This is a genomic window from Propionibacterium sp. oral taxon 192 str. F0372 (assembly GCF_000413315.1).
Lineage (GTDB): Bacteria > Actinomycetota > Actinomycetes > Propionibacteriales > Propionibacteriaceae > Brooklawnia.
The window spans coordinates 2,369,919-2,391,188 of the sequence record NZ_KE340297.1 but is presented as its reverse complement, the minus strand read 5'-3'; the positions used below and the strand labels follow the sequence as shown (position 1 = coordinate 2,391,188).

Sequence of the window (21,270 nt, the reverse complement as noted above, 5' to 3'; positions counted from 1 at the left end):
AGGTCGATCGGTCCGGTTAGCCGGGAAGCACCACGTGCTGGACCCTGGCTGAAGTCGTCGCCACCACCGTTCGACGGGCACCGGGGGCGAGATAAACCACGTCACCTGCTACCAACTCGGTTCGACGGCCATCAACGGTGAAACTGACCTGACCATCGAGAACGGTCCAGATCTCTGGGGTCGGTTCGGCATGATCGGTCAGCTCCTGTCCCTGATCGAAGCTGAACACAACTACCCGGGCAGTCGGATTCTCCACGACCAGCCGGGACAGGGTGGAGTCTTTGACCGTGGGTAGCTTCGCGGCGAGACCGGAGATGACGAGACTCTCATGGGATGAGGTGGGTTCCATGGTGTGCTCCTGTGCGAAGTGATCAGCGGGGGTCAACGAGGAAAAATTCTTCGTCAGGCAACTTGCCGCCGATGATGTCTGGGGAAAGGGTTGACAACCGAGTGAAGAAGTTAGTGAGTTCCTGCTTCGCATCGTTGGCGGGAACCATCTCGAGTTGCAGACGAGGGATCACCTGTTTGACGATCCCCGCGTCCACTTGTGTGGTTTCCGCGATTTTGGTGACTGTCGCATCCTCGGCGGCGTTCACTTGGGCGACGGCCGAGCCCAGGTCATCCAGGATGGCACCAAGCAGGGAAGTGTCGGTTGCGATCCGCTGAGATACAGCAATGCCTGCCATCGGGAAGCGGGCTTCGCCCCCGGTAACCTTCGCCCATACCTTCTGCAGATTTGCCACTCGGGTGACTTGACGTCCCGCCTGGGTCGCCTTGGCAATCGCCACGGTGGCCGGATGCTCCAAGAGAACAGCAAACTCGATTCCGCCCTGGACGAAGGCGTTGAGTAATTCTTGGGGCTCGGTGAATGGAACGATCTCGAGTTCATCGGTCGGCACAGATTGTTCCTTGAGAAGGTAGCGGAACACCAGATCCGGCATGTTGTTCGGCATCGGTACACCGACACGCTTTCCTCTGAGGACACCCAGATCGTCAGTCTCCGTCACCTCTGATGGACCGAGCAGATACAGCATGCCCCACACTGTGATCGCGGCCAGCCTGAGATCGGCACCCTTGTTGTACAGATTTGCCGAGACATAAGAGGGCGTGGCGGCCACGTCAGCCTCGCCGTTGACCAGCAGGGAGGTTAACACGTCCACAGAGGCCCATGTCTGCACGTCAACCTTGCCAACCATGCCGTTGGCCTCCAACTGCCTGCCAAAGCCCACCATCGGAGCAGCGAAGGCCAGAGTACTGGGAATCCAGGTGCGCAAGACCTCCATCGGGCTGGGCGTGCCACGATCGGATCCAGGCGCGGAGGAGCCCTTACCGGAGCCGGAAGCAGAGCATGCGACCATTCCGGATGCGGTTGCCAAGCTGGCCAGGGTGAGTAGATGGCGGCGGGAGAGTTTCACTTGTCCTCCTGGATGCTATTGGGCTTGCGCAGCACCATCGCCACGGCTGCGATATGGTCCTGATGGGTTCGGAAGACCTTGCGCATGGCGAGGATCCGTTCCCTGGCTGCAGGATTGCGGCGCACATTGTTGAAGAACTTCAAGGCCCCGATCAGGCCCTCGTCGGCGATGATCCGACTTGGCTCGACTAACCGCATGTCATTGTGGTCTACCCAGTCGATCTCGAAACCAGCATCGGTGAACACTTTCGTCCATCCTGCCGTCGTCAGCGGGCGGGCCCCCACCTTGATGGTTCGCGACAATGCCTTGCTGACATCGGTCGCCACCTTTGGGTCGACGTCGTCGGGGCGAAGGGACATCTCATGGATGCCCCATCGTCCGCCGGGGGCCAGTACCCGGAACACCTCCGCGGCGATCGCTGCCTTGTCCTGCTCGGACTGCATGGTGAGCATAGCCTCGGACACGAGAACCGTAGCTGAGTCATCGGGTTGCCCGGTGGTTTGGGCGTCACCCTCCACGACGATCGCATTATGATGCCCGGCCAGAATGCTCCTGATCTGTTCCCGTGCCTCGGGATTGGGTTCAATCCCGGTGTAACTGGCGTGGGGTCCGGAAACCAGGATCTGGGCGGTGCGTCCGATACCGGGTCCCAGCTCGACGATTCTGTCCTGGCTCTGCGGGGCTAGCCGCGACAACATGCGGCGGGTCAGTTCAATGCCACCGGGACGCAGCACCTTCTTTCCCATCCGAGCCAGCAACCAGTGGCCAGGAGCCCGGTGTTCTTCCGCGGTGCGGGGGCCTGTTGCAGTGTTTTCCTCTTCGGTCATTGCATGCCTTTCGTTGTTGAGGAGTTGGAGCCCATACGGGCCATTCGATTGCGCAGCGGGGTAAGCACGATGGCATCGATCCCCAGAGCCACCAATGCCAGGACGACGGCCTGGGCGAAGACATCGGCGGTGTCCAGATTGACTCTGGCTCGCTGCATCTGGGCGCCGAGCCCGGTGGATGTGACGAGAAGCTCAGCCATGACTGCGATGCGTATCGACTGTCCGGCCGCCACTGTGACAGCCGACAGCACTGGTGGTGCGACCGAGGGAACGATCACGTGACACCACCGCCACATTGAGGACCGGCCGAAGACATGGGCCATTTCCAGCAGGTCCAGATCCACCCCGGCGATCGCATCGCGGCACGTGGTGGTGAGCAGGGGAATCGTGACCAAGACGATGACCAGGACCACGACCTTGGCATCAGGGCCAAAGCCCAACATGCCGATGACCACGATGACAATCGGCGGAACGGCCATCAGGAGAGACAGCCACGATTTGGTGAATAGATCGACCCATCGCTCGACTGCGCAGACCGCGCCCCACGCCAGCCCGACCACAATGGCAATGGCCATGCCTATCACGGTGCGTAACAGCGTGGTCGCGAGCGGCCCCCACAGATGACCTTCGCGGGCCTGACTTACCACGGCCGACCAGGTATCGGCGGGGCCGGGCAGAACATACGCGGGTTGGGATGATGCCACCCACCACCAAGCCGTAATCGCAGTCAGCAGCCCGAGGATCATCACGATCAAGCGGACGGGCGTTGAAGCCCGGCGGGTTGTTCGGATCATGGTGCCTTAGCCCAGTGTCCAGGCGCCGTCGTGACCAAGGAGATGCAGGCAGTGGTCGCCGATGGCTGCATCACGCGAATCGTGGGTAACCCACGCCGTCGCGATGGATCCGGCGTGCACCAACGCGAGCAGGTGGGTGCGTAACTCGTCAGCCAGCGCCCGGTCGAGGGATGCGAAGGGCTCATCGACCAGTAAGAGCCGAGGATGGGTGACCATGGCCCGGGCCATTGAGACCCGCTGCCGCATACCACCCGACAGCTGAGCTGGGTACAAGTTCTTAGCGTCTGCCAGTCCCACCCGATCCAACCACTCATCGGCATCGAACCATCCAGTCACCTCGTCGGCGGCCATCAGCGCCACATTGCGGTGAGCGGTGTACCAAGGCAGCAGTCGTGGTTCCTGGAAGACGTAGCCGATTCGAGGATCGTGGTCGATCTTTCCAGCGCTCACGGGAGCAATTCCCGCGATCGCCTTCAACAAGGTGGTTTTGCCGGTTCCCGAAGCGCCCGTGACCACCAGGATCTCGCCCGGACGCAACTCAAGGTCCAGGTCACGCAGCAGGGTGATACCGCGCCGTTCTAGGTGTAGCCCACTCAGACGCAGTGACGGTTTGCACGGCTGCGAGGTGTCGATCTCGGTGGCCGCCGGGTGCATGGGGAGAGCAATCATTGCTGGGGATCCACCATGACCAATTGCATGCGGCAGGGGCTTTTGGCTGTCAAGGCATGCGGGGCATCGGGGGCCATGTAGAGGACATCTCCGGCATCCATGAGGTGCGGTTCGCCGTCGAGGACGAATTCCATCTGGCCCTCCAGTATGGTCACCACGACTGCTCGTGGTGAGGAGTGGGTGGTGAGGAGCTGTCCGGTGTCGAAAGTGAACATCACTACGCGCAGCAGCGGGTTGTCGAGCAGGGTGCGGGAGGTTGTGGAACCCTCCACAATGGGCAGTTCCTCATTGAGGCCGAGGGAGACGACGCTTTCTTGAACAGTGTGCTTGCTCATGAGGACAGGCTAATCAAAGGGAAAGGTTTACGGAAGATTTTTCACATGTTTGACCTAGGAAAAAATGACGTAAGTTCCGGCCATGGCTAGACAACCTGATGCAGAACCTGCTCCAGCCGATGGTGCGTTGCCGGCATCGGCCCTTGAGGAACTGCCCGCCCAGCCGTTCGGGTGGTACATCCACGTTCCCTACTGCCGAGTGCGCTGTGGCTACTGCGACTTCAATACCTATCTGGCGTCGGCTATGCCTGCGGCGGGGCAACCGGATGCCTGGGAGATCGCTATCCACCGGGAGATCGACCTTGCCCGAAAGGTTCTGGGTGATCGCGATGTTCCGGTGTCGACTGTCTTCTTCGGTGGGGGAACTCCGACCCTGGTACCGCCTCGGGTCCTGACCGGGATCATTGGGCATCTGTGTGAGACATTCGGCCTGCTCCCTGATGCAGAGGTCACCACCGAGGCGAATCCCGAAACCATCGGGATGGCGGAACTCGAGGCACTACGGGCAGGGGGAATCAACCGGTTGTCGGTCGGCATGCAGTCGGCTGATGAGCAAGTCCTAGCTGTGCTCGACCGGATGCACACCCCGGGGCGGGTGGAAGAGGTCGTCGACTGGGCGCGTCGTGCCGGTTTCGACCAGATCAGCCTGGACCTCATGTACGGCACGCCGGGGGAGTCGGACGAAGATTGGATGGCCTCCCTGGAAGCGGTCGTTGCGATGCACCCGGCTCATGTGTCCGCCTATGCCCTCACGGTGGAACCCGGTACCGCGATGGGACGCCGGGTCGCGTCCGGAGAGCTTCCCGACGTGGACCCGGATGTGCAGGCCGACCGCTACCTGATGGCTGAGGAACGGTTGGTGGCTAGCGGATACCTTAACTATGAGATATCCAACTGGGCGCTGGGGCAGTCGTCGGTCTCCCGGCACAATCTCGGCTACTGGCGCGGCTACAACTGGTGGGGGGCCGGGCCGGGCGCCCACTCTCATATCGGTGGGGTGCGGTGGTGGAATGTGAGGCATCCGGCGCGATACGCGGCTCTCTTGAATGCGGGAAAGGCGCCCGCCGAGGCAAGGGAAACACTCTCTGCGCAAGAACGGAGACTCGAGCACCTGTTCCTCGGGATCAGAACCATTGACGGGCTGACCCCGGAGATGCTGACGGCCTCCGAATGGGCGCGGTTAGACGATCTTGTTGCTCGTGGCCTCATTGTTGCCGACGACCAGCGTGTGGTGCTTACCCTTGCCGGACGACTGTTGGCCGATGCTGTCGTTCGCGATCTCCTCGACTGATGGAGTGGCAGGAGCATTGCGGCCCTTGCTGGGGTAACCTCGCAATGATGAGCGACAGATATGGCCACGACGTCCTCGATCCGGGGGCGCAATGCAATCAGCGGCCCCGCACCACCGACGTGCCTATGGAGATCGGCATGGTTGTGGAGGATCCCACCACGGGATACGTGGGGGAAATCATGGGATGGGAGAACGGGCTGGTCATCATGGAGGACCGGGGCGGACATCGCCGCTCCTTCCCGGTAGGCCCGGGTTGGTGGCTCGACGGGAAACCGGTCAAATTGTGCGTGCCCCCACGTACCGGGGCCACCACCGCAGGACGCGGTGCGGTCACCACCCAGCGCACCCCTTCCGGTGCTAGGGACACCGGGCGGACTCGGGCCAGGACCGCACTGCCGTCGCGGATCTACGTCGAGGGACGACACGACGCGGAACTCGTCGAGAAGGTGTGGGGTTCGGATCTCAGGCATGTCGGGGTCGTCGTCGAATACCTCGGTGGCATTGATGATCTCGTTGGAATCGTCGCGGAGTTCCGCCCGGAGCGTGGGCGGCGACTCGGTGTGCTCGTCGACCATCTCATCTCCGGCTCGAAGGAACAGTACATCGCTGGTGAGGTGGCCAAGGGTGGTTATGGGGAGATGGTGCAGATCTCCGGTCACCGGTTCGTCGACATCTGGCAGGCCATTCGTCCAGAGAGCATCGGCATCAGGGCCTGGCCCGCAGTCCCTCGGGAAATTGACTTCAAGAAGGGCACTCTGGCCGCGCTGGGTATGCCCCACAGTGACCGAGCCGACATCGCGCGTGCTTGGCGGTATTTCCTGTCCAAAGTCAACACTTTCAAGGACCTTGATCCAGACTTCACCCGCGAAGTGGAGAAGTTGATCGATTTCGTGACCCAGGACCACTGGGCAGACATCGACCCGGACCTGGAGTCCTGACCGCCACGTGAGAAGGAGAAGACCATCATGTCCGTGCATCCCGCGGCAGTGATCAATGACGGTGACGGCCCGGTCAAGGCCTACGCACCGGAGGTATGGGCCGTCGGAGGCTGGGGGCTCGGAGCAACCCATGACCCGGACAGCGGACTCACCTCCTTCGCCGTCTATGCGCCGGCGGCGACGCGAGTCGTGCTAGAGATCTATCCCGCCGATATCGGTGCCGATGCCTCGCATCGTTTCGACACCGTCAAATCCCAGGACGGGAGTTGGCGGGCCCAGTTGTCCGGTCTGAAGCCGGGGGCCTTCTACGGCTACCGCTGTTGGGGCAGCAACTGGGAGATAGACGAAGACTGGGTGCCGGGTTCCCTTGAGGGCTTCCTGACTGACCGGGACACCGAGGGCAATTTCTTCAACCCAAACAAGGTATTGCTCGACCCCTATGCCCGGGAAGTTTCCCACGTCCCACTGTCACCGCGCATCACGGCCGTCGGCGCAGATCGGGGTGTTTTCGCGACCGGTGGCGGGGATTACCAGGGCCTACCACGGCGCAGCGTCGATTCCGGCCGTTTCGCGCCCAAGGGTGTCATAGTTTGCGACACCACCGACACCGGTGAAAACCCGGAGCGCGCGGCGAAAGACAGCATCATCTACGAGGGGCATCTCAAGAACCTCACCATGCACCCGAGCGCCTCGCGGTTGGGGGACATCTTGGCTGATGAGAAGTTCTACGACAAGGTCGAAAACGTTCCCATGCATCTGCGCGGCACCTATGCCGGTGCCGCCTACTTGGCGCCTTATCTGAAGGGGATGGGATTCACCGCGCTGGAATTGCTGCCCGTCCACGAGACCGACTCCGACCAGGTGGGCGACCACAACGGGACGACGAACAACTGGGGTTACCAGACCATTGGTTTCTTCGCACCCAACCGGGACTATGCCTATGACAAGTCGCCTGGGGGTCCCACCCGCGAGTTCAAGCAGATGGTCCGTACCTTCCACGAGCACGGGATCGAGGTCTATCTTGATGTCGTCTACAACCACACGGCTGAGGGCGGCAACTGGGACGGTGACCCCGACACTGTGGCCTTCGTCTCCTTCGGTGGATTTGCTACTACCCACTACTACGATCTGTCCCCGGATGGAAGAATCATTGACGGGGCGACAGGATCGACAAACCAGACGAATTTTTCCCAAAGGGTCACCTGCGATTTGGTCATGGACTCGCTCATGTACTGGCACGACGTGATGGGGGTGGATGGGTTCCGATTCGACTTGGCGACCGTCCTGGGTCGTTTCCCGGCAGCCTCTGACAAGGATGACTGGGGCGGCCGCCGTCGCTTTTTCAATGCCCATCCGCTGCTGCGCGAGGTGGCCGACCTGGCCAAGGACCGCAACATCGAGGTCATCGCGGAGGCCTGGGACCTGTGGGGCTACGAGGTAGGCAATTTCCCCTCCGGCTGGGGGGAATGGAACGGACGGTTCCGCGATGCCATGCGCCACTTCCTCAAGGGTGATGGCAACACCCGCGCCTTCATGGACCTGTTCAATGGTGACTGGTTGCATTTCAATGACAACGGCGGCCCGCAGAAGTCGATCAATTTCATGACAGCCCACGACGGGTTCACCATGTTCGACCTTGTCTCCTTCAATTTCAAGGAGAACTCTCAACCCTTCCCCTTCGGACCTTCCGACGGCGGGGCCGACCAGAACACCTCGTGGGATTCCGGTGGCGATCATGGCCTGCGCCGGACGAGGTGGCGCAACAACTACTTGGTCACGATGATGTCGCGTGGAGTACCGATGATCGTGAGCGGTGACGAGTATGGGCGCACCCAGAATGGGAATAACAACCCATGGAATCTCAACACGGTGGGTATCTGGAACAACTGGGCGCAGGCCGCCTCGAATGCTCCAACGCGTCTTCCAGTGGATCCTTGGCGTCCCGAAGATGCTGCCTACTACGACGTCGTCGGGCAGATGGATGCCCCGAGCGGGGTCAGCCCGATGTTCCGGTTCGCGCGCTACATCACCCAGCTGCGCGAACTCGACCCCACTTTGCGGCAGAAATCATGGGGGGATGAGAAACTCGGCTCCGACAACGTGACTTTCTTCTACTATCGGCCTGATCTCAACGGCATGCCCGGGCCCACGGACCGTTGTCTCACCGTGCTGCTCAATGGTGCAGGCGTTGGGGGAACCGATTACCTCATGTTCATCAACATGGATGTGTCACCGCTCACCTTCAAGGTGCCCGGGCCGGACCACGAGGCCGGGTCGGAGCTCTCCTGGCACCGGCTGGTCGACACTGCTGGCTGGGCCGAGTGCCACAACAACTGCTGGAACCCTGCCGATAGCAACGTGATCACCGGTCAGTACTCGGTGGAACCCTGGTCCATCGTCGTTCTGGCGGCTGCATCGTCGACCTCGCCGTTGTTCAGCCATTGGCCAGTGGAGTGAATAACCCCCGGAACTGGAACAATTGGGGTCATGACCACCGACGAGATGCTCGAACTGTTGCAGCGGGTCGCCGAATGCGTCATCAACCCGCGGTTCCGCACACTCGTTGACGACCAGGTGGATGAGAAACACCCGGGAGATTACGTGACTGTCGCTGACCGCGAGGCGGAGGCGATGATCACCGAAGTCATCTCGGCTGCCTATCCAGATGCGGTGATCGTGGGGGAAGAAGCTGCCTACAGCGACCCGGGCATCATCGCTCATTTCCAGCAAGCTGACCACGGTTTCACGATCGATCCCATCGATGGCACATCGAATTTTGTGAGGGGCGATGACCGCCACGCCGTGATGGTCGCAGAGACCAGGGATGGATCGGTGATCCGCTCATGGATATGGCAACCTCGTTCTAGCCGTGCCTTGGTTGCCGAGCGTGGCCAGGGTCTATGGGTTAACGGTCAGCGCATGAGTGGTCGGCTGCCCGGGTACCCGGCCTTTGCTGCGGGGTCCCGGCGCTCCTGGAGCGATTTCGATCTAGGGGAGGGGATTCATCCCGTGCGCACCAATTCCTGTGCTGGTTTCGACTACTGGTCAGTGATCAACGGGGAATTCGATGCCCTCACCTATCTGCGACCCATGCCGTGGGACCATCTGCCTGGTTCGTTGATGTTGCAGGAGATCGGCGGGGCGATGTACGAGGTGAACGGCAGACTCTATCGTCCAGCTACCGATGTCCGGACTCCCATCGTCGGTGCAGTCACGGAGGAACTTGCACGATCGCTGGTCGTGAAATACGACCTGACCCGGATAGCTTTGCCTGATCGCCTCGACTGATCGGCTCTGCGGATATGCATGCGTTTCATCATCCGCGCTAGCATTGGCACTCGTTGATCATGAGTGCCAGCTGGGTGAGGAGGATGCCGTGGACAACCGGAAGCTGGAGGTCCTCAAGGCCATCGTCACCGATTACGTTGCCACCAGGGAGCCCGTGGGCTCCAAAGCCTTAGTCGAACGTCATGGCCTTGATGTCTCCCCGGCCACTATTCGCAACGACATGGCAGTGCTGGAGGAGGAAGGATACTTGGTCCAACCCCACACATCGGCCGGGAGAATCCCGACCGACAAGGGGTACCGCCTGTTCGTTGACCGTCTCACGGCTATCAAGCCATTATCCGGAGCAGAGAAGAAGGCGATCTCGACATTCCTCACCGATGCTGATGATCTGGACGACATCATCCACCGCACGGTGCGGATGCTGGCCCAGTTGACCCGCCAGGTGGCCATCGTCCAGTACCCGGTGACCCGTTCGGCCACCATCCGGCACATCGAACTGGTTTCATTGTCGGTCGACCGGGTGATGGTCATCGTGATCGATTCTATGGGCCGGGTCGATCAGCGTCAGTTCATTCTGGAGGCCCATGATGACGAGGAACTGACTTGGTGGCGGGACAGGCTTAACGCGGAGATCGTCGGAATGACCCCTGAATTGGGGTTGGCTACCCTCGGTACTGTCGATCCGAACTCCATGAGGGATCCATTACGCGGCCGTCACATTCTTGAGGTCGTCTCGGCCATGCTCATTACTGATCCCTCGACCGAAGTAGTCGTCGCGGGGGTGCCCAACCTGATCCGCTATGGGGCCGCATACGAGACCGCTATCCGCTCGGTCCTAGAAGCTCTTGAGGAGCAGGTCGTGTTGCTGAAACTGCTTGGTGAGGCCGCAACTGATCAACCTGGCGATGTCTCTGTGCGCATCGGCGTGGAGAATCCCTACCAACCGCTACACACGACCTCCTTGGTTGCATCCAGCTATGGCCCTGACGAGAGATGGGCCTCCATGGGCGTCGTCGGGCCAACCCACATGGACTACCCCTCCACCATCGCGGCGGTACGCGCCGTGGCCCGCTACGTCGGGAAGTATCTGGCAGAAGGATGAGCTGAACACCACATGGCTGATGATTACTACGAGATCCTGGGGGTTCCCCGGGATGCGGATGCCGAACAGATCAAGAAGGCGTATCGCAAGGCGGCACGTACAGTGCACCCCGATGTCTCCAATGACCCGAAGGCCGAGGAAAAGTTCAAGGCGGTCAACGAGGCCTACGAGGTGCTGTCCGATCCTAACAAGCGGGCCGTTTTCGACCGCGGTGGAGATCCGATGGGCCCCGGCGGCAGCGACCCCTTCGGTGGCATGGGCGGTTTCGGGAGCTTCGCTCAGCAAGGTTTTGACCTTGGTGACCTGTTTGGCGCGATGTTCGGTGGGGCCGGAGGAACCCGGGGACCGAAGTCCCGGGTACGTCGTGGACAGGATCAGTTGATCCGTACCAGGTTGAGTCTCTCGGAAGCCGTCTTCGGGGTAACCAAACTGGTCGAATTCGACACCCACGTGGTGTGCTCGGGTTGCCAGGGAAAGGGGGCAGCCAACGGCGCGGAGCCGGTGCCCTGCACCCAGTGCCAAGGGCGCGGTGAGGTCACCACCACCCAGCGCTCTATCCTGGGGGATATTCGCACAGTGCAGGCCTGCCCAGCATGCCAAGGCTTCGGGAATGTCATCGCCGAACCGTGCATCGACTGCTCGGGTCAGGGCAGGGTGTCCAAGCGGCGGACCATTAACGTGCAGATACCCGGCGGGGTAGACACCGGGAACCGAGTCCATCTACAGTCCCAAGCCGAGGTCGGGCCCGGTGGTGGACCGGCTGGCGACTTGTATGTGGAGATCCAGGTGAAGCCCCACGACGTGTACACCCGGGACCGGGCAAATCTGGAGATGGTCGTGCGGCTGCCGATGGCTCTTGCAGCCTTGGGTACTGAGGTGGACATTCCAACCTTGGAATCTGAGGTGGAAGGGTGCCCACCCGATCGGCAGACCGTGCATCTCCAGGTGCCTTCCGGAACCCAGTCCGGCACCAGGCTGGTCGTGCCCGGCCACGGTGTTCCCTCGCTGCGTCCCAATCATCGTGGAGAAACCGCGCGGGGCGATCTGGGAGTTACCCTCGTTGTGGAAACCCCGACGAAACTCGATCAGAGCCAACGTGAGTTGCTTTCCCAGTTCGCGCAGATGCGCGGTGAGGCTGGCCCCGAAATTGCCAATCGTTCGGAGAGCAAAGGATTTTTCGACCGGTTGAAGGAAGCCTTTAGCTGATGACCGATGCTCTCTACCTTGCCAGGCTCGATGGTGCCGTGGTGGAGATCACCGGGGATGAGGGCAGGCATGCGGCGACGGTCAAATGGACCAGCCCCGGGGAGCGACTCATGGTGGCCGATGGATGGCCAAGGTCACGCGATCCGCGGCGAGGCCATTGAGGTGGACAGATCACGGGTCGCGGGTGCGGGGCAAGAAGCTGCTCGCAGCCAGCAACGGTCCTCATCACTGGACCGCGGTGCAGGGGCTGGCGAAGGGGGAGCGTGCTGATGTCGCTGTTGAGGCGCTGACCGAGCTCGGCGCCGACGAGATCATCGCTTGGCAGGCGGAACGTTCAGTGTCTCGATGGGACGGCAAGGTAGCCAGGGGCATTGCCAAGTGGAGCGCAACCGCCAGGGAATCCACTAAACAATCCCGGAGGTTCACTGTTCCCAGAATCAGGTTCGCATCTACCGACATCATCGAGGTGCTCCACGACCACGACATGATTCTCGTGGCCCATCAGGATGCGGTAAAGACCCTGGCCGGTCTGGAGCTTCCGAAATCAGGGCGCATCGCCGTGGTTGTTGGCCTCGAGGGTGGTATCAGCCTCGTGGAGATCGAGCGATTTATCGATGCCGGGGCACACATCATCAGGCTTGGCAATGGGGTGCTGCGGACCTCCTCGGCGGGTATGGTCGCCCTGGCCCAGCTGAAACTACTCGCTGCCCAGCAGATCGGGGAGCCGTCGTCCTGATGGCGAGTACCGGTGGCCTCGGTCATCGGCGCGCATCGGAAAAAATTCGATTCTGATCCGGAAGCCCCGATGTGCTTGGTGCGAGAGGTCCCAGAAGGGCTTGTGAGACCCGAATGAACTGAACCCCGTCAAGATATGCTCGACTGCGCTTCTTGTTCTGTTTCGGTGTGATACTCAGGATACCCAGCATCATGGTAACAACCAGGATGAACATCTTCTATGAGGGGTATACCTTGAGATCATTTCTGCGGTGGCTGTGGAGGACAAAGTGTGTGTCTTGAACTGCTGGGGCAGGATGCGAAATGCATGATTGGCGATTGCTAATGAACCAGATGCGGCATTGGAAGAATTTATAGAAGTGTAAGCGAAATTCTGGTCGCTGTCAGCTTCAATGCCCGCTCAGGCAGATCCAGCAGGGTGCAGACCGGACATGTCGGCCAATACGACGTGGTTGCGATCATGCACACTGCCCAGCATAATATGCGCTCCGACTGACAGCGATTGCCAACGGGAACGGAACATCCACTCGCGTACCCGGTCATCGTCGGGACGATGGAAATTGACCATGAAACCGCCCTCGTGCACTTGGACCAGGGTGTACCCGCCGGGATAGGCCGCGCAGGCCGCGTTCTCCCAATGATGCACCCGGTCACCGATATCTCGGCGGTTCACTTTCATCCGATGTGTATGCCCTGTGACATGGGCAAAGACGCCCTGCGCGGAATGTTCCAGGGACTGCAGACGGATACGATCCCGGCTGCGCAGCATGAACCCCGGGCCCGACGGTGAAGACCAGGCTGCGTGATTGGTTGCCGGATGATGGCTGGTCACCAAGGTCGGGCGATCTGGATCTGCGAGAAGTACCGAGCGGATCTGCTCGTATTGATCATCGCGGATCCACCCACCTCCCGAACCCTTTGTGGAATCGATGCCCAAGATCCGCAACCCGCTGGAATCCTGCAAACTCTGGAGACTCTGGTAGGGACAAAAGGTCTCGCCGAAGGGATCGGTCCGGCCCGGATGATCGTGGTTGCCCCGGGTTGCGAGCCAATCGGTCCCGGCAACACCATAGGAATCCAGTAACTGCTTCGCGGTTGCCACCTCTTCGGGGCGGTTGCCGTAGGTAATGTCCCCGTTGACTACCAGCACCGGGTGGCCAGCGGCATGCAGTTCCTGGAGCGTGGCCCCGACCATCATCTGTGGGTAGTCACACTGCTGCGCGGTCGGAGCCACTGAAGTGGGTAGCGGGCCGAGCACGATGCCTTGGCGGTGCTCCCCGATGTGGATGTCGTTGGTCACCGCGATGGTGGTTAGCAGCCGTCCGGGCGGAGGGACCAAGGTGGTGAACTGTGATCTGGCTTCTGGTGCGGTCGGCGAACGCGTGGGACGCAGGCTGGGGCGGGCTTCGACGCCCGCAGAAACGGCCCGGAAGCGATAGCTGCATCCCGGCTCGAGTCCCGTCAGATGGACTCGGTGATGGGCGGTCGGGGTCGGATCGTCGTGGACCAGCCGTAACGGGGCACCGGAAGCAGAACACCACAACTGTGTGTCTGTCTCGAGGGGATAGGGCACCGGCCCACACCAAGTGGAGCGGGTCGTCCAAGTGATCGTCGCCGATGTTGGCGTCACGGTCAGGACTTCGAGGTCACACACGTTCACTGGTTCACGTCTCGGCACAGACACAACGGTACCGGGCCAAGAATCACCGTCGGCGGACATGCGCAGGTAGAGTCCCGATCATGGATCGCATGGTCACGTTGGTGGTCAATCCCCGATCCGGCAATGGTCGAGCTGCTCGCGCCCTGCCGAGGGTTCTCGCGTGCCTGCGCTCGGGGATGCCGGGAAGCGCGATCAAGGTCATCCGCACTACCGACTACGAATCGGCGCGAGTTCAGGCCTTCCGCGCCGTCGCTTCCTCGGTGTTGGAGCGGCGAACTGAGGATGTTCTACTCGTGATGGGCGGCGATGGCATGGCGAGCCTGGGAGCCAACGCCTGTGCTGACACCGACGTGTGCTTGGGTATCATCCCGGCCGGGACGGGTGACGACTTCGCGCGGGGGGTTGGTATTCCGCGTCATATGCGCGATGCCGTGGAAGCCATCATCGCTGGGCGACGCCGCACCATCGACCTGACTCTTGCCCAAGGAATCATGTCTGACGGGGCGGATCGTCGCTACATCGGCAGCGTCGTCTCCTCAGGCTACGATGCGCGGGTGAACCGCCGCGTGAACAATTCGCGCTTTAACATGGGTATCTTCTCCTACGGGGCAGCCATACTCACCGAACTGGCCGGGCTGGGGCCTGTCGACTACCGCCTTGTGGTGGACGGCGAACTGATGGAAAGGTCCGCACTGCTGGTGGCAGTGGGCAATGCAGGTTGGGTTGGTGGTGGGGTCCACCTGTGCCCACAGGCAGATCCTGCGGACGGGATTCTCGATGTGACGATCATCGATCCGGTCTCCCGCGGCACTTTGGTGCGGCTGTTCCCCAAGCTGTTCGGGGGAGACTTCGTTTCGCATCCTGCCGTACACCACATGCGGGCCAGGGAAGTTCTTCTGGACGGAAAAGGACTGATCCCCATGGCTGATGGTGAGGAATTGGGGAAGGCACCATTGCGGCTGAGTTGTGAACCGAATTGTCTGCAGGTGATTGTGGGATGACTGCGAACGATCACTTCGAGGATTTCCGCGCGGGATTTGATTTTGCGTTGGATGATTTCCAGATCAAGGCATGTCATTGTCTGGCGGCAGGACACAGCGTGCTGGTTGCAGCGCCGACCGGAGCCGGAAAGACGGTCGTTGGCGAGTTTGCTGCCCATCTTGGGCTGTCAACTGGCAAGAAGTGCTTCTACACCACACCGATCAAGGCCCTCAGTAACCAGAAGTACCACGATCTGGCGGCTCGATACGGTTCGGATGCGGTGGGTCTGCTCACCGGTGACCAGTCGGTGAACTCGAATGCGCCGGTGGTCGTGATGACCACCGAGGTGCTGCGCAACATGATCTATGCGGGATCCACGGCTCTGACCGGCCTAGGGCATGTGGTGATGGATGAGGTTCACTACCTCGCCGACCGGTTCCGTGGGGCGGTCTGGGAAGAAGTGATCTTGGGGCTCGCGCCCAGTGTCTGCCTGGTGGCTCTGTCAGCGACGGTGTCGAATGCCGAAGAGTTCGGCGAATGGCTCAATGAAGTGCGCGGCGAGGTCGACCTGGTTGTCTCGGAAAAGCGACCAGTTCCGTTGTTCCAGCACGTCCTGGTGGGGCGTCGACTCAACAACTTGTTCGTAGGTGATGCCATCGCCGGGACAGCCTCGACGAAGGTGAATCCCGAACTGATCTCGCTCGCCAAACAGGAGGCGAGGTTCCTGCGCGATGATTCCCGGGCATCCCGGTCCCGGCACACGCGCGGACGTATCGCGGCCCGCAACTCGGGACGGGGCCGTGACCTACCGACAACAAGGTTACGCCCGCCCCGGCGCGACGGCGCCGTGGAGGCGCTGCATGACCGGAAACTGCTGCCTGCTATCTTCTTCGTCTTCTCACGCCAAGGTTGCGACCAGGCGGTGGGCCAGATCATGGGATCGGGAATCGTGCTGACCACCCAGGACGAGGCGAGACAACTGACCGAGATCGCCGAACGCCACGGTGCGGTTCTCGGCAACGCTGACCGCCGGGTTCTGGGCTGGGATGGCTTCTGTAGCGCGCTGATTCGCGGGATTGCGGCACATCATGCCGGGCTGCTCCCGGTATTCAAGGCCATCGTCGAGGAGGGTTTCGCTCGTGGCCTGATCAAAGTGGTCTTCGCCACTGAGACTCTCGCCCTGGGCATCAATATGCCGGCCCGTACGGTCGTCATCGAGAAATTGGTCAAGTACAACGGGGAGACCCATGTCGAGATTACCCCTGGTGAATACACCCAGCTGACCGGGCGTGCAGGACGTCGCGGCATCGACGTCGAAGGACATGCAGTGGTCTTCTGGCAACCAGGCATGGATCCCCGCCAGGTAGCAGGACTGGCGTCTCGGCGTACCTACCCGCTGCGGTCTTCCTTCACTCCCAACTACAACATGGCCGTGAACCTCGTCGCATCGGTGGGCAGGGTACATGCGCGAGCCATGCTGGAGCAGTCCTTCGCCCAGTTCCAGACTGACCGCAAGGTCGTCACCTGGGCTCGTCAGGCGGCACGTTTCGAGGAACAGACCGCGGGACTGTGGCAGCGGGCCGCCTGCAGCCTTGGTGATTTCCGGGAGTACGCGATGCTGCGCGAGCAAATCCGGGAGATGGAGAACGAGGCCTCACGGTTGCGGCGACTGGACCGGGCCACTGAGATCGCGGAATCGTTGACCGGACTGGAGGCTGGCGACGTCTTCTGGATTCCTGCGGGAAAGCACCTGGGGTGGGCGGTGGTGGTGCGTCCGGGGAATGGGACTCGGGGCCCATTGGTGATGACTGCGACTCATCAGTTGGTGATCGTCTCCGTGGATGACCTCAATGCTGTGGTGCGGACGGTTAGCCGGATCCGGATTCCCAAACGGATGGACGTGCACTCTGCTGCCGATCGTCGCCGACTGGCGAATTCATTGGACGGACGCATCTCCTCACTCGGAGATACCCATCCCGCGTCCCCCAAGCTTGGTGCCGATGCCCGGATGATGGAGGCCATCGCCGAGTTGCGTGCCGAAATGAAGGCGCACCCTTGTCACCGCTGCCCGGACCGGGAGATCCATACCCGGTTCGCCGAAGAAGCCGTGCGAGCTGATCGGGAGTTCAGCCGCACGCGGATCAAACAGCAGGCCCGGGCCAATTCCATCGCCACTCGCTTTGATCGGATCTGCGGAGTGCTGGACGGGCTCGGCTACCTGGAAGGAGATCGGATCACCCAGGTCGGTCGATTGCTATCGCGGATCTACAACGAGCTCGACCTGCTGGTGGCCGAGGCGGTACGTGCTGGGTTGTTTGATGGCCTTGACATACCTCAGTTGGCGGCGGTCCTGTCATCGCTGGTGTATGAATCGCGGATAGATGGCGAGCCGGCGCATCGGATGCCCGATGCTGGATCGGAGGCAGCTCAGTCCCAGCTGCGTCGTCTGTGGATCGAACTGGGAAGGATCGAACGCGACAACCGGGTGGAACGCGGACCAGCGCCCGACATCGGTTTTGCCTCTGCAGCCTATGCCTGGGCAGGGGGCGCAACACTTGCCCAAGTACTGGAGGAGACCCGGATGCCTGCGGGAGATTTCGTGAGATGGGTCCGGCAGGTAATCGACTTGGCGAGCCAAATTTCCAATGCTCCCGGAGCAGGGACAGCTGCCGAGACCTGCCGCGGGGTAATCAACGCGATGCGCAGGGACATTGTCGATCTGGACACTGGGTAAACACTGGGTAAGAGGTAGATCCTCATGGTTGCTCCGGCAGCGGCCGATAGGCTGTGATCATGAGCGTTGCCATCCGGGTCATCCCCTGTCTCGACGTGACCGATGGGAGGGTCGTGAAGGGGGTCAATTTCACCAATCTTCGCGACGCGGGGGATCCCGTCGAGTTGGCTGCCCAGTACAACGAGCAGGGTGCCGACGAGGTGATCTTCCTGGACATATCGGCTTCTTCACGTGGGCGGGAAACCACTAGCGATATGGTTCGTCGTTGTGCCGGACAGGTGTTTATTCCGTTGACCGTGGGCGGGGGAGTACGAACTCCCGAGGATGTCGACCGGCTGCTGCGTAGCGGGGCTGACAAGGTGGGCATCAATACCGGTGCGATCGCCGATCCCGGGGTCATTGACGCGATCACTCGTCGTTTCGGCAACCAGGTGCTGGTCCTGTCCGTCGATGCTCGCAGGGCCGGAGCAATGCCATCCGGCTTCGAGGTCACCACCCACGGTGGGACTCGTTCTGCAGGTCTGGACGCATTGGCTTGGATCAGGGAAGCGGTGGAGCGGGGAGTTGGGGAGATCCTGCTCAACTCCATGGACGTCGACGGCACCACCGACGGATTCGACATTGAGATGATCAGCGCGGTCAGGGAACAGGTGGATGTCCCGCTGGTCGCATCCGGTGGTGCCGGGCAAGTGCAGCACTTCGTCGAAGCGGTTCGTGCTGGTGCGGATGCGGTCCTGGCCGCTTCGGTGTTTCACTTCGGGGTACTCACCATCGCCGAGGTAAAAGATGCCCTTGCCGATGCCTTGGAGGTCCCGGTGCGAATGTGATTTTGTCCGTATGATGGTATGCGTCTGTCCGCCATGTGTCGGCGATGTCATGATTGGTTCGTGATGAACCAGATGATTCTCGTACTGACATAGCGCTTCGGAAGTTCTGACGAAGCGCTCCCTCGTATGCCGCAGGCATCGGGGGTTTTTTGTTGTCGAGAACCATGAGGATCCGGAAAGGATGAGGTCAATGGCCCCCAGCAAGAAGGACCTGCCCATGATGACCGGCGCGCAGGCCGTCGTCGCTTCCCTGGAGAAGTGCGGCGTGGAGGTGATGTTCGGGCTTCCCGGAGGTGCCGCCCTGCCGATGTACGACGAATTCCATGACTCCTCCATCCGCCACATATTGGTTCGTCATGAGCAAGGTGCCGGTCACGCAGCAGAGGGGTATGCGCTGGCCACCGGGCGGGTCGGGGTCTGCGTGGCCACTTCCGGACCCGGCGCTACCAACTTGGTCACCCCGCTGGCTGATGCCTACATGGATTCGGTGCCGATGGTGGCTATCACCGGACAGGTGAACAGCACCGCCATTGGCACCGATGCCTTCCAGGAGGCCGATATTCGCGGGGTGACTATGCCGATCACCAAGCACTCTTTCTTGGTGACTAGGACCGAGAATATTCCCGAATCGATCAAGGCTGCCTTCCACATCGCATCGACCGGGCGTCCCGGACCGGTGCTGGTTGATATCAGCAAGGATGCGCAGGCCGGAACTGCGCCCTTCGATTTCTCGGACACGATCAAGCTGCCCGGCTACAAGCCGACGGTCACCCCGCACAACAGACAGATCAAAGCCGCAGCGAAGATGATCGTCTCTTCCTCGCGCCCGGTGTTGTACATCGGTGGTGGTGTGGTGCGTGCGAGGGCCTTCCAAGAGCTGAAGGACTTGGCAGATCTCGCTGGAATTCCGGTGGTGACCACGCTCAATGCTCGCGGCGCGTTGCCCGATTCGCATCCGATGCACATGGGTATGCCGGGTATGCATGGTACGGTTGCCGCGGTCGGGGCATTGCAGAAGGCGGATCTGCTGATCGCGGTCGGGACCAGGTTCGACGACCGGGTCACCGGCAAGGTCGATTCCTTCGCTCCCGAAGCCAAGATTATTCATGCCGACATTGACCCCGCCGAGATCGGGAAGATCAAGCCTGTGGACGTTCCCATCGTCGGCGATGCCAAGGCCTTCCTCGGTGGACTGCTGGAAGACATGCGCTCGGAGAAGATCCCGGACTGGAGCCGATGGACCACCTATCTCACCAACACCAAGCAGCGTTACCCGTTGGGGTGGAGCGAACCGGGTGATGGCAAGCTGTCCCCCCAAGCGGTGATCAAGCGGCTGGGAGAGATCGCTGGTCCCGATGCGATCTACGTGACCGGTGTTGGTCAGCATCAGATGTGGGCCTCCCATTTCCTACCGTTCGAACGTCCGGCTCATTGGGCCACCTCAGGTGGGCTGGGCACCATGGGTTACTGCATCCCCGCAGCCATGGGGGCCAAGGTTGGCGCGCCGGACAAGGTGGTGTGGGGCATTGATGGGGACGGCTGTTTCCAGATGACGAACCAGGAACTGGTCACCTGTGCGCTCAACAGCATCCCGATCAAGATTGCCCTGATCAACAACAACGTCCTGGGCATGGTTAGGCAATGGCAGACCCTGTTCTACGAGAAGCGGTACTCGAACACTGTCCTGGACAGCGACATTGTTCCTAACTTTCCTGCACTGGTCGAGGCAATGGGGGCCGTCGGGATCCGAGTCACCACTGCTGAGGAAGTCGATGATGCCATCCAACGGGCGATGGAGATCAACGATCGCCCTGTTGTGGTTGAGTTCATCTGCAGTTCCGACGCCATGGTGTGGCCGATGGTAGCCGCAGGCACGAGCAATGATGAGATAAAGATCGCCCGGGATATGGCTCCGGAATGGGAAGAGGAGAACTGGTAATGAGCAGCCACACTCTGTCAGTCTTGGTCGACAATAAGCCCGGCGTGCTGGTTCGCGTCTCGGCGTTGTTCTCGCGACGTGGGTTCAACATCGAATCCTTGGCCGTGGGGCCGACCGAGAACCCCGATGTTTCGCGCATCACCTTGGTGACCGAGGTCGAGGACACCGCTGTGGTCGAACAACTGGTCAAGCAGCTGAACAAGTTGGTTGAGGTGTTCAAAGTCATCGAACTTGAACCCAACTCGGTGCAGCGGGAGCTGATCCTCGTCAAGGTGCGGTGCGACACCACCAACCGGGCTGCTGTCATCGATGTGGTCTCCCTATTCCGGGGAAGGGCAGTCGACGTTGGCCCGGAATCCGTGACCATCGAGGCCACAGGCTCAACCGACAAGCTCGCAGCCCTACTGACCATGCTCGAGCCTTACGGCATCATTGAACTGGTGAAGTCCGGGCAGGTTGCCCTGGGCCGGGGCAACAAATCCATTAATGAGAAAACCAAGTCCGCTCTGCGAACGGCGCACTGAGAATC

20 protein-coding genes are annotated in these 21,270 nt (G+C 61.1%); 13 read left to right on the top strand and 7 right to left on the bottom strand.

Annotated features, from left to right (window positions below):
* Positions 1–16: 16 nt before the first annotated feature.
* The 6 genes from HMPREF1531_RS11155 to HMPREF1531_RS11130 form a co-directional block, all read right to left on the bottom strand.
* On the bottom strand, positions 17–349 hold the full coding sequence (locus HMPREF1531_RS11155; protein ID WP_016670063.1) for a cupin domain-containing protein: 333 nt from the start codon (positions 347–349) through the stop codon (positions 17–19).
* A 22-nt stretch (positions 350–371) separates the two neighbouring features.
* Positions 372–1,415: an ABC transporter substrate-binding protein gene (locus HMPREF1531_RS11150; RefSeq protein ID WP_016670062.1), complete on the bottom strand. Its 1,044-nt coding sequence runs from the start codon at positions 1,413–1,415 to the stop codon at positions 372–374.
* Positions 1,412–2,242 (bottom strand): class I SAM-dependent methyltransferase, encoded by an 831-nt coding sequence (locus HMPREF1531_RS11145; RefSeq protein WP_016670061.1) that lies wholly within the window; start codon positions 2,240–2,242, stop codon positions 1,412–1,414. Before HMPREF1531_RS11145 ends, HMPREF1531_RS11150 begins: the two co-directional genes overlap by 4 nt.
* Entirely contained in the window at positions 2,239–2,946 is a 708-nt protein-coding gene (locus tag HMPREF1531_RS11140) for an ABC transporter permease (RefSeq protein ID WP_232210246.1), read from the bottom strand. The genes HMPREF1531_RS11145 and HMPREF1531_RS11140 overlap by 4 nt, the downstream gene beginning before the upstream one ends.
* A gap of 96 nt (positions 2,947–3,042) precedes the next feature.
* Positions 3,043–3,705 (bottom strand): ATP-binding cassette domain-containing protein, encoded by a 663-nt coding sequence (locus HMPREF1531_RS11135; RefSeq protein ID WP_016670059.1) that lies wholly within the window; start codon positions 3,703–3,705, stop codon positions 3,043–3,045.
* Positions 3,702–4,040, bottom strand: a complete 339-nt coding sequence (locus HMPREF1531_RS11130) for a cupin domain-containing protein (RefSeq protein ID WP_016670058.1) — start codon at positions 4,038–4,040, stop codon at positions 3,702–3,704. Before HMPREF1531_RS11130 ends, HMPREF1531_RS11135 begins: the two co-directional genes overlap by 4 nt.
* A gap of 82 nt (positions 4,041–4,122) precedes the next feature.
* On the opposite strand from HMPREF1531_RS11130, the gene hemW reads away from it, so the two are divergent.
* The 8 genes from hemW to HMPREF1531_RS11095 all read left to right on the top strand — a co-directional run bounded on the left by hemW (position 4,123) and on the right by HMPREF1531_RS11095 (position 12,601).
* The gene (hemW, locus tag HMPREF1531_RS11125; RefSeq protein ID WP_016670057.1) at positions 4,123–5,331 is read left to right on the top strand and encodes a radical SAM family heme chaperone HemW; all 1,209 of its coding nucleotides are present in this window, start codon (positions 4,123–4,125) and stop codon (positions 5,329–5,331) included.
* Between the two features lie 47 nt (positions 5,332–5,378).
* Positions 5,379–6,269, top strand: coding sequence for a DUF3097 family protein (locus tag HMPREF1531_RS11120; RefSeq protein WP_036899177.1), 891 nt, complete (start codon positions 5,379–5,381; stop codon positions 6,267–6,269).
* A gap of 27 nt (positions 6,270–6,296) precedes the next feature.
* On the top strand, positions 6,297–8,726 hold the full coding sequence (locus tag HMPREF1531_RS11115; RefSeq protein WP_016670055.1) for an alpha-amylase family glycosyl hydrolase: 2,430 nt from the start codon (positions 6,297–6,299) through the stop codon (positions 8,724–8,726).
* A gap of 30 nt (positions 8,727–8,756) precedes the next feature.
* Positions 8,757–9,557, top strand: a complete 801-nt coding sequence (locus HMPREF1531_RS11110; protein WP_016670054.1) for an inositol monophosphatase family protein — start codon at positions 8,757–8,759, stop codon at positions 9,555–9,557.
* A gap of 88 nt (positions 9,558–9,645) precedes the next feature.
* Positions 9,646–10,659: a heat-inducible transcriptional repressor HrcA gene (gene hrcA / locus HMPREF1531_RS11105; protein ID WP_016670053.1), complete on the top strand. Its 1,014-nt coding sequence runs from the start codon at positions 9,646–9,648 to the stop codon at positions 10,657–10,659.
* 12 nt (positions 10,660–10,671) lie between these two features.
* On the top strand, positions 10,672–11,865 hold the full coding sequence (gene dnaJ / locus HMPREF1531_RS11100; RefSeq protein ID WP_016670052.1) for a molecular chaperone DnaJ: 1,194 nt from the start codon (positions 10,672–10,674) through the stop codon (positions 11,863–11,865).
* On the top strand, positions 11,865–12,026 hold the full coding sequence (locus HMPREF1531_RS14205; protein WP_016670051.1) for a hypothetical protein: 162 nt from the start codon (positions 11,865–11,867) through the stop codon (positions 12,024–12,026). The genes dnaJ and HMPREF1531_RS14205 overlap by 1 nt, the downstream gene beginning before the upstream one ends.
* Positions 11,990–12,601, top strand: a complete 612-nt coding sequence (locus HMPREF1531_RS11095) for a 16S rRNA (uracil(1498)-N(3))-methyltransferase (RefSeq protein ID WP_016670050.1) — start codon at positions 11,990–11,992, stop codon at positions 12,599–12,601. The genes HMPREF1531_RS14205 and HMPREF1531_RS11095 overlap by 37 nt, the downstream gene beginning before the upstream one ends.
* Before the next feature lie 399 nt (positions 12,602–13,000).
* Here the strand turns inward: HMPREF1531_RS11095 and HMPREF1531_RS11090 are convergent, their stop codons facing one another.
* Positions 13,001–14,320 (bottom strand): purple acid phosphatase family protein, encoded by a 1,320-nt coding sequence (locus HMPREF1531_RS11090; protein WP_016670049.1) that lies wholly within the window; start codon positions 14,318–14,320, stop codon positions 13,001–13,003.
* 20 nt (positions 14,321–14,340) lie between these two features.
* On the opposite strand from HMPREF1531_RS11090, the gene HMPREF1531_RS11085 reads away from it, so the two are divergent.
* From HMPREF1531_RS11085 to ilvN, 5 genes are all read left to right on the top strand, one after another.
* A complete protein-coding gene (locus tag HMPREF1531_RS11085) occupies positions 14,341–15,261 on the top strand; it encodes a diacylglycerol/lipid kinase family protein (RefSeq protein WP_016670048.1) in 921 nt (306 codons plus the stop codon).
* Positions 15,258–17,975, top strand: coding sequence for a DEAD/DEAH box helicase (locus HMPREF1531_RS11080; RefSeq protein WP_016670047.1), 2,718 nt, complete (start codon positions 15,258–15,260; stop codon positions 17,973–17,975). Before HMPREF1531_RS11085 ends, HMPREF1531_RS11080 begins: the two co-directional genes overlap by 4 nt.
* A 59-nt stretch (positions 17,976–18,034) precedes the next feature.
* Entirely contained in the window at positions 18,035–18,802 is a 768-nt protein-coding gene (gene hisF / locus HMPREF1531_RS11075) for an imidazole glycerol phosphate synthase subunit HisF (protein ID WP_016670046.1), read from the top strand.
* 190 nt (positions 18,803–18,992) lie between these two features.
* The gene (locus HMPREF1531_RS11070) at positions 18,993–20,741 is read left to right on the top strand and encodes an acetolactate synthase large subunit (protein ID WP_016670045.1); all 1,749 of its coding nucleotides are present in this window, start codon (positions 18,993–18,995) and stop codon (positions 20,739–20,741) included.
* Positions 20,741–21,265 (top strand): acetolactate synthase small subunit, encoded by a 525-nt coding sequence (gene ilvN, locus HMPREF1531_RS11065; protein WP_016670044.1) that lies wholly within the window; start codon positions 20,741–20,743, stop codon positions 21,263–21,265. The genes HMPREF1531_RS11070 and ilvN overlap by 1 nt, the downstream gene beginning before the upstream one ends.
* Positions 21,266–21,270 lie beyond the last annotated feature (5 nt).